Origin of the sequence: Proteus sp. TJ1640 (assembly GCF_003144445.1) — a bacterium.
Classification (GTDB): Bacteria; Pseudomonadota; Gammaproteobacteria; order Enterobacterales; family Enterobacteriaceae; genus Proteus; species Proteus penneri.
In genome coordinates, this window is sequence record NZ_PENY01000027.1 from 175,241 (window position 1) to 187,271 (window position 12,031).

11 protein-coding genes are annotated in these 12,031 nt (G+C 38.2%); 6 read left to right on the forward strand and 5 right to left on the reverse strand.

Features of this window, described 5'->3' with window-relative positions; translation table 11 throughout:
• Positions 1-113 precede the first annotated feature (113 nt).
• On the forward strand, positions 114-404 hold the full coding sequence (locus tag DK861_RS13220; protein ID WP_109400408.1) for a VF530 family protein: 291 nt from the start codon (positions 114-116) through the stop codon (positions 402-404).
• Positions 405-444: 40 nt separating this feature from the next.
• Here DK861_RS13220 and DK861_RS13225 read toward each other — a convergent pair whose 3' ends face one another.
• Positions 445-1,611 carry a XylR family transcriptional regulator gene (locus tag DK861_RS13225; RefSeq protein WP_072063911.1) on the reverse strand — a complete coding sequence of 389 codons (1,167 nt, stop codon included), beginning with the start codon at positions 1,609-1,611 and terminating at the stop codon, positions 445-447.
• A gap of 188 nt (positions 1,612-1,799) precedes the next feature.
• On the opposite strand from DK861_RS13225, the gene DK861_RS13230 reads away from it, so the two are divergent.
• From DK861_RS13230 to xylB, 4 genes are all read left to right on the forward strand, one after another.
• Positions 1,800-2,969: a MalY/PatB family protein gene (locus tag DK861_RS13230; RefSeq protein ID WP_109400409.1), complete on the forward strand. Its 1,170-nt coding sequence runs from the start codon at positions 1,800-1,802 to the stop codon at positions 2,967-2,969.
• A gap of 6 nt (positions 2,970-2,975) precedes the next feature.
• Complete coding sequence (gene nhaC, locus DK861_RS13235) at positions 2,976-4,451, forward strand: Na+/H+ antiporter NhaC (RefSeq protein WP_006536869.1); 1,476 nt, start codon at positions 2,976-2,978, stop codon at positions 4,449-4,451.
• A gap of 10 nt (positions 4,452-4,461) precedes the next feature.
• The gene (gene xylA / locus DK861_RS13240) at positions 4,462-5,778 is read left to right on the forward strand and encodes a xylose isomerase (RefSeq protein ID WP_109400410.1); all 1,317 of its coding nucleotides are present in this window, start codon (positions 4,462-4,464) and stop codon (positions 5,776-5,778) included.
• Positions 5,779-5,851: 73 nt separating this feature from the next.
• A complete protein-coding gene (gene xylB, locus DK861_RS13245; RefSeq protein WP_109400411.1) occupies positions 5,852-7,306 on the forward strand; it encodes a xylulokinase in 1,455 nt (484 codons plus the stop codon).
• A gap of 75 nt (positions 7,307-7,381) precedes the next feature.
• Here the strand turns inward: xylB and DK861_RS13250 are convergent, their stop codons facing one another.
• The 4 genes from DK861_RS13250 to DK861_RS13265 all read right to left on the reverse strand — a co-directional run bounded on the left by DK861_RS13250 (position 7,382) and on the right by DK861_RS13265 (position 10,836).
• Entirely contained in the window at positions 7,382-7,645 is a 264-nt protein-coding gene (locus DK861_RS13250; RefSeq protein WP_072063915.1) for a DUF3811 domain-containing protein, read from the reverse strand.
• Positions 7,646-7,809: 164 nt separating this feature from the next.
• Positions 7,810-8,835, reverse strand: a complete 1,026-nt coding sequence (locus tag DK861_RS13255) for an aminotransferase class I/II-fold pyridoxal phosphate-dependent enzyme (RefSeq protein ID WP_109400412.1) — start codon at positions 8,833-8,835, stop codon at positions 7,810-7,812.
• 112 nt (positions 8,836-8,947) lie between these two features.
• Positions 8,948-10,300 (reverse strand): molecular chaperone, encoded by a 1,353-nt coding sequence (gene yegD, locus DK861_RS13260; protein WP_109400413.1) that lies wholly within the window; start codon positions 10,298-10,300, stop codon positions 8,948-8,950.
• 140 nt (positions 10,301-10,440) lie between these two features.
• Positions 10,441-10,836 (reverse strand): DUF6122 family protein, encoded by a 396-nt coding sequence (locus DK861_RS13265; protein WP_109400414.1) that lies wholly within the window; start codon positions 10,834-10,836, stop codon positions 10,441-10,443.
• 105 nt (positions 10,837-10,941) lie between these two features.
• Between DK861_RS13265 and DK861_RS13270 the strand changes: the two genes are divergently transcribed.
• A complete protein-coding gene (locus DK861_RS13270) occupies positions 10,942-12,030 on the forward strand; it encodes a linear amide C-N hydrolase (protein ID WP_161669293.1) in 1,089 nt (362 codons plus the stop codon).
• Position 12,031 lies beyond the last annotated feature (1 nt).

Below are 12,031 nucleotides of genomic sequence, written 5' to 3' on the forward strand. Positions count from 1 at the left end.
GAATACATGCCATATTTATTTTATTCGATACCTTTTATTGATACTACTATGGCTTTCTTGTACTCTGCACCGCTTCTTACCTTTGAAATAATTAAAACGTATTTGAGAAAATCATGACAGGACATCGTTCTAAAGATCCGCTACACGGCGTTACTCTTGAAATGCAAGTAAATGCGCTAGTGGCAAAATATGGTTGGGCTAAATTAGGACAGCTTATCAAAATTAACTGCTTTAGAAGTGATCCTAGCGTGAAATCGAGCTTAAAATTTTTGCGTAGAACTCCGTGGGCTCGGGCTGAAGTAGAAGCGCTTTATCTTGATTCTCTTGAAGCTGATATTGATGATGTGATTGAAGTGATCGATCATCCAGATTGTGATCCGTGGGCGAATAGCCGTCGAAAGTAAAATATCTAGAATCGATAAAATAGTACCGAAAATATTACTCTCACTCATCTCTAAACTCCTTCGGCGTCATGCCAAATTCTTTTTTAAAAATAGAATAAAAGTATTGTAATGACGGATAGCCACACATCACTGAAATTTCTTGGATTGCGAGTGTTGTTGTGGCTAATAAATTTTGAGCGCGTTTGAGTTTCTCTTCATAAATAACAGTATGAATTGTCTTGCCAATTTCTTTTTTAAACCGTTGCTCTAAATTAGAACGCGACATATTAACTGCATCTAAAACTTGTTCTGTTTTTATCCCTTTACAGGCATTGTAATAAATATAATGCATAGCTTGAACAACAGTGGGATCGTTAAATGAGTGAAAGTCAGTTGAGCGCCGTTCAACAATTTTAACGGGGGGAACTAATATTCTTTGCTGTTTATCTGTTACATGCCCTTCTAGGGTTTGATGTAATAGCTTTGCAGCTAAATATCCCATTTGTCGTGAACCTTGCACAACAGAAGATAATGCAATACGAGATAAATAACGTGTCATATCTTCATCATCAATACCGATAATACTTATTTCTTCAGGTACATTTATATTTAAATTATCGCAGACTTGCAGTAAATGACGCGCTCGTGCATCAGTGACAGCAATAATTCCTGTTTGTGGCGGTAAAGTTTGTATCCAATCAGATAAACGATTTTGCGCGTGTTGCCAATTTTCTTGCGTTATATCCATGCCGTTATAAACAATGCCTGGATATTTTTCACTGGTGACTAATTGGCGAAAAGCGTGCTCACGTTCATTAGACCAATGAGGATGATCTTTTGCTGGTAGGCCATAAAAAGCAAAGTGTTTCAGCCCTTTCTGTTTTAAATGTAAAAAGGCTTGTTGAACTAATTCATAATTATCAGTGGCGATATAAGGTACAGGCGGGTAACTTTTTTCTTGATGATAAGAGCCACCTACACCAATTACCGCTAACGATGATTGGCTTAAATGTTTCGCAATAATCGGATCATCAAAATCTGCAATAATACCGTCACAAACCCAGTGATTAATATTATCCACTCGAGTACGAAAATCTTCTTCAATAAATACATCCCAATGGCACTGCGATGCCTGAAGATATTCTCCAACACCCTCAACTACTTGTCGGTCATAGACTTTATTAGCGTTAAATAACAGCACAATACGAAAGTATTTATCTTTTTTCATTTTACTCTACCTGATTATCCAGCTACGCATTAAACCACAGCTTTAATATTGCTAGAACTTGCTTTCATCGCTATGTGATTACTATCACACAAGCCAAATTTCGTAATAGCAAAGTAAAAAATAGGAATAACCAATGTTAAGAACAACGAGTATTTTGTTTTTAAACACGATTGCCGAGGAGATTTTTCATGTATCAGAATAACTTTAATAAATTAATTTCTAGGCAAAATACCTATAGCGCAAAATGGTGTAATAGTAACGCTAATGTTATTCCATTATCTGTTGCGGATATGGAAATTGCTGCGCCTGATTTTATTACAAACAAACTTGCTGAATTTAATCACAAGGGAATTTATGGTTATACCGATCTTAGCCATGATTGGAATAACGTTGCTGCTAATTGGTTTAAAAGCCAATATCAATGGATAGTTGCTCCTGAGACGATTGTATTTTGTCCTCGTGTTATACAAGCGGTTTCACTTTATATCCAGAATTTCACACAAATAGGCGATAAAATCACAACGCTATCTCCAGCTTATCATCCTATTAGTAATGCTGTTTGTGTAAATAACCGCGAGTTATTAGAAAGCCCGTTAATTTATCGTGACGGTTACTATGAAATTGATTTTGACGATCTAGAAAATAAGTTTAAACAATCGGTCTGTTTTATGTTGCTCTCACCACACAATCCAACAGGTACGGTATGGCAACAAACTGATTTAATAAAAATAGCGAAGCTTGCACAAAAATATCACGTTTTTATTATTTCTGATGATGTACACGCAGATTTTGTTTTTGATGATGCTCTCTATCACCCTATTTCATCCTTAAACACCTATGTAGAACAACACTCTTTTATTTGTACATCTCCAGCTAAAACTTTCAATTTAGCAGGACTAGAGATAGCGAATATTGTGATTGCTAACCCTGAATATCGTGAAAAATTCAAGCAATGCTTAATTGCTGCAGGTATTCATAATCCTGGTTATTTTTCAGTTCCCGCTTTTTTACAAGCTTACACTTTACAAGGCCAACAATGGGTTGGTGAATTAAAAACGTACCTTGCTGATAACCGACGTTGGGTAAAAGAACAATGTGAACGTTATTTTCCCGATTGGGTTGTCACACAAAGTCATGGCACCTACATGCTATGGGTTAATTACCAAAAAATGCAGTTAACCGAAAAACAACTAAAACATTGGTTTGTTTCATTAGCTGAAGTGGAGATGAGTTGGGGGCGCGGTTTTGGTGCGGTTGGGGATGGTTTTTTCCGCATTAATATTGCGACACCTCGTTCAATATTAGAAACCGCTTTCACTCGGCTTATTCGTACCTTACCTCACGCCAGTTTGGAATAAATTACAATGAAAACGCAAACGATAAACAGCCCAAGAACGCCTACGCTTCTTGAATCACTCTTTCCTATTCTCACTATGGTGGTGTTATTAGGAGGAGGCTACGCCGCTTTTGATTTACCACCAGAACCATTAATGGTGCTTTCGACTGTTGTGGCTGCACTGTTAGTAAAACGGTTGGGATATCGCTATGACGAGATCTTAACCGCTATCTCACAAAAGATTGCTAAAACTATGCCTGCATTGCTGATTTTAATCAGTGTGGGCTTGTTAATAGGCACATGGATGATTGGTGGCACCATTCCACTGATGATCTATTACGGCTTGAAAATGATTAGCCCTGAAATGCTATATGTCACAGCATTATTGGTCACGTCATTGGTATCGGTCTGTACGGGAACATCATGGGGTTCTGCTGGAACCATTGGTGTTGCATTTATGGGCGTTGCCGTGGGCATGGAAGCAAACCTTGCGGCAACAGCTGGTGCTGTGGTTGCAGGGGCTTATTTTGGTGACAAGCTCTCACCATTATCAGGTGATACCAACCTTGCCGCAATGGCAGCAAGGATCGATCTTTATCAACATATTTGGCATTTACTTTATACCACACTGCCTTCGTTAATTTTAACGGCGATTGTGATGACTGTTTATGGCATGAATGGCGATTTAGCGGGTCAAGGTGTGCCAGAAAAAGTGACCTTAATTACCAATGGTCTTGAGAATGTTTATAACTTCAATCTTATTCTTCTCATTCCTGTATTGGTGATTCTATATGGTTCAGTAACGAAAAAGCCCACTATCCCTGTGATGCTAGCCTCTGCCGCAATTGCGATGTTTAACGCCTATCTTATTCAAGGCTTTGGTTTACATGACATAGTAAAAAGTGCGGTTGATGGTTTCAATGTCTCGATGATCCAAGGTAAAGAAGTTCCTGAATTGTTAGGTAACTTGCTAAATCGTGGTGGCATGAACTCCATGATGAGTACTCTGCTTATCTGTTTCTGCGCCCTCTCTTTTGCTGGTACTTTATCGCTAAGTGGCGCATTAGAAGTGATTGTTCATGCATTGTTAAAAATGGTGCACTCAACAGGTTCGATGATCTTAGCCACGATTGTTTGTGGACTAACTATGATTGGCGTGACCTGTAATGGACAAATCTCAATCCTTATTCCTATCGAAATGTTACGTGGTGCCTATATTGAACGAGGCTTACATCCTAAAAATCTGGCACGTACTGTAGAAGACTCCGCCACTATCTTTGAACCTATTTTACCGTGGACCGCTGCCGGCGCTTATATGGCGGGTACATTAGGTGTTGCAACCTTAAGTTACTTACCTTGGGCTGTATTGTGCTGGAGTGGCATCTTCTTTGCCATGCTGTGGGGTTTTACGGGCTTTGGCATTGCCAAATTAACACCAGAAGAGCAGGAAGAAATGACTGCTGAACTTGGATCACATTCAGAATTACAACTTGATACTAAATAAGGACGGTTCCATGTCTTACTTTGATAAAATTGAACAAATTCAATATGAAGGCACAACAAGCGATAACCCATTAGCGTTTCGTTACTATAACCCTGATGAGATTATTTTGGGTAAACGAATGGAAGATCACTTAAGATTCGCAGCTTGTTATTGGCATAACTTCTGCTGGAATGGTTCTGATATGTTCGGTATCGGTACTTTTGATAGACCATGGCAAACACCAGGTGAAGCTTTAGAGCAAGCTAAACGTAAAGCCGATGTGGCCTTTGAATTCTTTCATAAGCTAAATGTTCCTTTCTATTGTTTTCATGATGTTGATGTGATTTCCGAAGGGAATAACATCAATGAATATATTTCTAACATGACGGCGATCACCGACGTATTAGCGGAAAAACAAGAAGAGACTAATGTTAAGCTATTATGGGGAACGGCAAATTGCTTCACTAATCCTCGTTATGGCGCGGGCGCGGCAACAAATCCTGATCCTGATGTTTTTGCATGGGCTGCAACACAAGTGTGTGAAGCGATGAAAGCGACAAAAGCGCTGGGGGGTGAAAACTATGTATTATGGGGCGGGCGTGAAGGTTATGAAACCCTACTAAATACTGATTTACGCCAAGAAAGGGAGCAAATTGGCCGCTTTATGCAGATGGTGGTCGAGCACAAGCATAAAATTGGTTTCCAAGGCACATTATTGATTGAACCCAAACCTCAAGAGCCAACAAAACATCAGTATGATTATGACACCGCAACCGTTTATGGCTTCTTAAAGCAGTTTGGTCTTGAAAAAGAAGTGAAAGTAAACATTGAAGCAAACCACGCGACATTAGCAGGACATAGTTTCCACCATGAGATTGCAACTGCAATTGCGTTAGGCATTTTAGGCTCTGTTGATGCTAACCGTGGTGATCCTCAATTAGGTTGGGATACAGACCAATTCCCAAATAGCGTAGAAGAAAATGCACTAGTCATGTATGAAATTCTTAAATCAGGTGGCTTTACTACAGGTGGATTAAACTTTGATGCTAAAGTTCGTCGCCAAAGCAATGATAAATATGACCTATTCTACGGGCATATTTCAGGAATGGACACAATGGCAATGGCATTACGCATTGCGGCAAAAATGATCCAAGATGGCGGCCTTGATAAATTTACGGCACAACGTTATTCAGGTTGGAGTGCGGAGTTTGGTCAAAATATCTTACAAGGCAAATTAAGCCTTGAAGATGTGGCGAAATACGCACAAAGCAATACATTAGCGCCACAGTTACAAAGTGGACGCCAAGAAATGCTAGAAAGTTTAGTGAATCGCTATATTTTTGGTTAATAGTATAAACGTAATAACACAGCGGTTTTTTCCGCTGTGTTTATTAATAAGATACAGGTCATGAGGTAATTTCATGTATTTAGGGCTAGATCTAGGCACTTCAAGCGTTAAAGCGATCATCATGAATGAGCAAGGCGACGTTGTTGCCAGTCATTCTGTTTCTTTAGCAATATCACGCCCTCACCCTCAATGGTCAGAACAAGATCCACTGCAATGGTGGCAAGCAACGGAAGAAGCCATTCTTCAGCTTGGGCGCAGTTATCCGATGGATAAAATCGAAGCGATTGGATTAAGCGGACAAATGCATGGCGCCGTTTTACTTGATGCACAACAAGCGGTGCTGCGTCCCGCCATCCTATGGAACGATGGGCGTAGTTTTAAACAGTGTCAGACGCTTGAGGCGCAATATCCTCAGTTTAAAAAAATCACTGGTAACTTAGTTATGCCCGGCTTTACAGCACCAAAACTACAATGGGTTGCTGAACATGAACCTGAAGTCTTTCAACGTATTGCACATGTTTTATTACCTAAAGATTTTTTACGTTGGAAGATGAGCGGTAATTTTGCTAGTGATATGTCAGATTCAGCCGGTACGCTTTGGTTAGATATGCAAAAGCGAGATTGGAGTGATGAACTTTTAAATGCGACAGGATTAACACGTCGGCAGATGCCAACATTGTTTGAAGGTAATCAAATAACGGGCTATCTATTGGCTGATATTGCTAAAAAATGGCAAATGAAGCAAGTACCTATTATTGCTGGTGCTGGAGATAATGCGGCAGGGGCAATTGGTGTTGGTGTTTATCAACCTGGTCAGGCAATGCTCTCTTTGGGTACTTCAGGCGTTTATTTTGTTGTTAGCGAAAAGTTTCTCCAAAATAGTGATAACGCAGTACACAGTTTTTGTCACGCATTACCCAATACTTGGCATTTAATGTCAGTGATGTTAAGTGCAGCATCATGTCTTGATTGGGTGTGTCAATTGACAGGAATTGAGAGCGTGAGTGCGATGTTTGAAGAAATTGAACACGCTACTTTTGCTAAGAGTCCCCTGCTGTTTTTACCTTATCTTTCTGGTGAACGGACACCTTATAACAACCCTAATGCGAAAGGTGTCTTTTGGGGATTAACCCATGAGCATCAACGGGCTGACTTATGCCAAGCTGTTCTTGAAGGTGTGAGTTTTGCATTACGACAAGGGATTGAAGTTGCTGATAATGCTGGACAATTAGCTGATAATATTACGTTAATTGGCGGTGGTGCCCGAAGTGAATATTGGCGACAACTTCTTGCAGATATTACTGGGAAAAATCTCGATTATCGTCAAGGTGGTGATGTTGGTCCCGCTCTTGGTGCTGCAAGACTAGCACAATTAGCCGTAAATCCAGCTTATTCATCACACGTTATTCTTTCTCAACCTAAGCTTGAACAACGCCATACTCCAAATTTAGAAAAACATAAAACATACGAAAAAAAATATCATGCTTTTAAAAAGTTATATTCATTAATAGAGACGATGGAAATATAACAATATTGCGTCAATATCAGGGTAAATTAATAGCGCTAATTTTTATTTATAAAGTTAGCGCCATTTTATCAATAATTAACGATATCCCCGAGTATGGTTTTTAGCTGACCAACTGTAGGTTTCATCACTAGGGGCTAGTTTTTGCTTCTTCTTGAGGGCTTGTGCTTTTTTGGTGGCTTTTTCAACTTCGAGGGAGATTTCGGTAATAATGGAGTCTTTGACTTTATTCATTTCGGCGTTAGTTAACTCACGGCCTAATTTCTTTTTCTCTTGACCTATTCGGGTTCTTACTCGCATTTGTTGGGCATCTGTCATTTCTTGGAGTGTCAGTTTCTTCATTCTATTACCCTACTTATGTTGAGTGAGGAGCTATTAATATAGCATTATTAAGACACCTCTCCATCATTATATTTTAAATTTGGGTAATTAATTTCTTATTACATTAAAGATGCATTACGCCTGAATATGTGCGTAATGCATAAACAATAACTTTAAATAACAAATTAAACTAATTGAAGAAATGCGGCTTTAAATTCATCAATGTCTTGCTGTGTTGTTGCCCACGAAGTACAAAGACGTAAACAACTTAAATTAGGATCTTCAAGTAAAACACGATGGAAAACAAATTGTTGAGTTAATTTTTCCGCAAGTGTATTTGGCAAAATAACAAAAACTTGGTTAGATTCTGGCGGTGCTAAAAATTCAAAACCTTGTGCAGTAAAGAATTCAGTTAATTGTGATGCCATTTCATTAAGGTGTTTACCTAATTTAAAATAGAGATCATCTTTAAATAAAGCTTCAAATTGCACGCCTAATAACCAGCCTTTTGCTTGTAATCCACCCTTTTGTTTCAAGCTAAAACGGAAATCAGTTTTCAATGCAGGATGACAAATCACTAAGGTTTCAGCTGACATTGCACCAATTTTTGTACCACCAATATAAAAAGCATCGGTTAAACTGGCGATATCTTCAATAGTCAGATCACTTTGTGTGGACATTAATCCTGCGGCTAAACGCGCACCATCAAGATATAGCCATAAATTATGCTCGTTGCAGAAGTTACGTAGCGCTTGTAACTCCGCTTTGCGATAAACCGTACCAATTTCTGTGGCATTGGTTATATAAACAAGCTTAGGTTGCACCCAATGTTCATCATTATGCTCAGCCAGAATAGGTTTTAACAATGCGGGAGTTAATTTGCCATCAGCAGAAAATGTGGTGATAACTTTATGCCCTGTAGCTTCAATAGCGCCAGTTTCATGTGTAGCAATATGTCCTGTACTCACAGAAATAACTGCTTGGTGTGGACGTAAAAAATGAGAAATCGCGGTTAAATTAGTGATGGTACCACCATTAAAAAAGTGAATATCCGCATCAGGCTGTTGAATACGCTGTTTTATTGATTGAGCCGCTTGATGACAAAGCATATCCATGCCATATCCATCATAGCGTTGCCCCACTGTATCCGTGATTGCCTTCATGACCGCAGGGTGTGCAATTTCATTATAATCATTTTGGAAGCGGTACATGTGTTCTCCTGTCGAATGTTGTGTTTTTATCGTGTTTTATAAAGAAAAACGCTCTACATCTAATCAATACATCGATTAAATGTAAAGCGCTTTAATATCTTGAAAAAGTAAGTTATTTAAAGCAGACCTCGCCCCAACGCGCTAAACCTGCGGTAACCGAACCGAAGTCATTTCCTTTCACAATAGGAATATTAGGTAATTGTTGTTCTATTGCTTGGCATAAAATCGGTGAACGCGCTGAGCCACCAGTCATAAAGATAGCGTCAGGTTTTATTCCCCCTTGTCGAACAGCGTCATTAACTAATTCAATCATTTTACTTTTAGGGGATTCAATCGATTCCACCATTTGTTCACGCTCAATGGTACATTCTAATGTTTCATTTAATAAGGCGATATTAGCAATATATTCAGGAGAATCTGATAAGGCAATTTTAGCCTCTTCAGCACGTCGAACAATGCTGTAACCCAGTGTTTCATTATACACTTCGATTAGACGAGCTATTTTCTCTGGTTCTTTTGCATCTCGTCTAAGTTGATTTAATGCAGCCAAATTTTGACGAGAATAAAAATCTTTTTGCGCTTCGACATTATTAATCGCAATAGGGTCCCAGAACTGTTTCAGCGGTAATTTAATACCAGAAGAAGTTAATCCTGTCATACCGAATAAAGGCATAAGTTGTTTAAAAGCAAGATAAATATCAAGATCATTACCACCAACACGCTGTCCACTATGGGCAAGTAAGGTGTTGGAACGGTCAGTTTTTCCTTGATAACTCGGCCCCATTTGAATTAATGAGCAATCAGTTGTACCACCACCAATATCAACGACTAATACAGTTTGGTCTTTAGTCAACGTCGATTCATATTCAAGCCCAGCAGCAACAGGTTCAAATTCAAACATAATATTCTTAAACCCAGCTCTTTTAGCTGCGCGGATAAGAATACTTTCTGCTTGTTTATTTGAAGATTCACCACCTAACCCATTAAAGTTAATTGGTTTGCCAATAACAGTATCTGTGATCGCTTCTTGTGTACTTTTTTCTGCTTGGTACTTAATATTTGCCATCATGGCACAAACTAAATCTTCAAAGAAGCTAATTTGTATATCGTGTAGGCCTGAAGCACCTAAAAAGGATTTAGGCGATTTAACGTAATAGACATCGCGAGGATCACGTAGATATAAACTTAGTGCGGATTGTCCGAAAAGAATATCTTCGGGTACTAATTCAATATCTTCTTCTCGATTAAGCGCAATCGACTTTCTTAGTAATTGTTCGCCAATTTCACTGGAAGGTTTAATATTTAAATGGCGAAATAAGTGCTCAGAAACAGATTCACGGGTTGGCGCACAAAGGGTCGATGGAATATAGACATCATTACCTTCTAAAGGCAAAAGAGTGGGTTTTCCCTCTTTCATAATTGCAACAGAACAATTTGATGTTCCGTAGTCAAAGCCAATAAACATTTAGCCTCCCCAATAGACTTTCATTAAAAAAAGACTGAGCACTCTACATCAAGCTTTTTGCAATTACCATCAGATTATGGGGCTTAAAAGAGAGAAAATAAGTGTTGTAATAATTTTCGTTCAATGTGCGTTGGTAATCCCTATTTATCATTTAGATCAGATAAAAAGTAATTTTTATCACAACTCATTATTGTTAGGTTGGGTCTTAACCCACCTAAATAGCAGTCAACCGAGTCGGTAAATAAATGAAATAAGCATCCTACTGCAATGGCTTTTAATTTCCATGAGGGTAAAAACCATACACCCAAATAAACCAAAGCGGCCCAAACAGTGTGTAATGGATGAAAGCCAATGCTACAACGATTGGGATCAAAAATAGGTGTTGCTAACAAATGGTCAATATCAATCGCCATTGTTCCTATCATAAGCAGTGAGGCAAACTTCCAATTTTTACGCCAGAAAAGATACCCTAATAAAATAGGCACTAAAAAATGTAACCCGTAATGTAAAATTGTTCTGCTGATTTCAAATATCACAAAATCTCCGATATTTCTAAAAATACTTGTCACTTAATATACCAAATAGTTGTTGTCTTTTTTATTTGAACTAAATTTAAAGGAGTTTTTTTAATTTAGGAATTCATAATGAAACGCAATAAAATATTGGTTGCTCTATTATCCTCATTACTCTCTATTTCTATGGCTAGTGAAGCCTGTTCTAGTTTGGCTATACTTGATAAAAATAATAACGTTTATCAAGGTAGAACTCTTGAACTAACGGCTGATTTACCTTCATGGATCACTTATTACCCTAAAAATACCCAATTTACAAAAAAAACGCCTAATGGTGAAAATGGCCTAAGCTATAGCAATAAATATGACATATTAGCTGTTACAACAGATATTTTTTTTGATGGTGATGATCATAACTTATTACAAGGTTTAAATAGTGCGGGGTTATCATTTAGCGCGAACATGATAACAGAAGCTGAATTATCACCACTTGATAAAAATGATTATGATAAAGCCATTCCCGTTACTTCGTTAGGTGAATGGGCATTAGCTAATTTCTCAACGGTTGAAGAAGTACAAAAAGCGGTTGAGTCAGGTTATTTTTGGGCTCCCGTGTTAAAAAACTTTGGTAATCTAAAATCGCCTTTTCACTATGCTTTCTATGATAAAAAAGGTGGCAGTATTGTCGTTGAAGCCACAAACGGTAAATTACACGTTTATCAAAATCCAACCCGTGTAATGACAAATGGTCCAGATTTTCCTTGGCATTTAACAAACCTTAACAACTATAGTCAATTAACTAATATCGATAAATCTTCAGGAAAATTAGCAAATATCAATGTTGTACAGCCTGATAGCGGCATTGCAACATCTCAATTACCTTCATCAGATACGTCTGTTGGCCGTTTTATTCGCGCGGTTTATTTTTCAACCTACGCACCAACAGCCGAATCGACACCTGAAGCGATGAATACCCTAGCGCACATTATGAATCGCTTTGATAGAACAAAAAATATCACGGCTGATATCATGGGAGAAAGTCAAAGCACCAGTAATCAACTTCAAACGGAATACACTGTTTGGACAACGTTATCTGATTTAACGAATGGTGTAATGAAAATAAGAGGCTATAACGATATGAACTATACCGAATATTCTCTTTCACAGTTTAAAGATATGAATAAACCTGTTTTTGAACAGATTAACTTGAATAAATAAT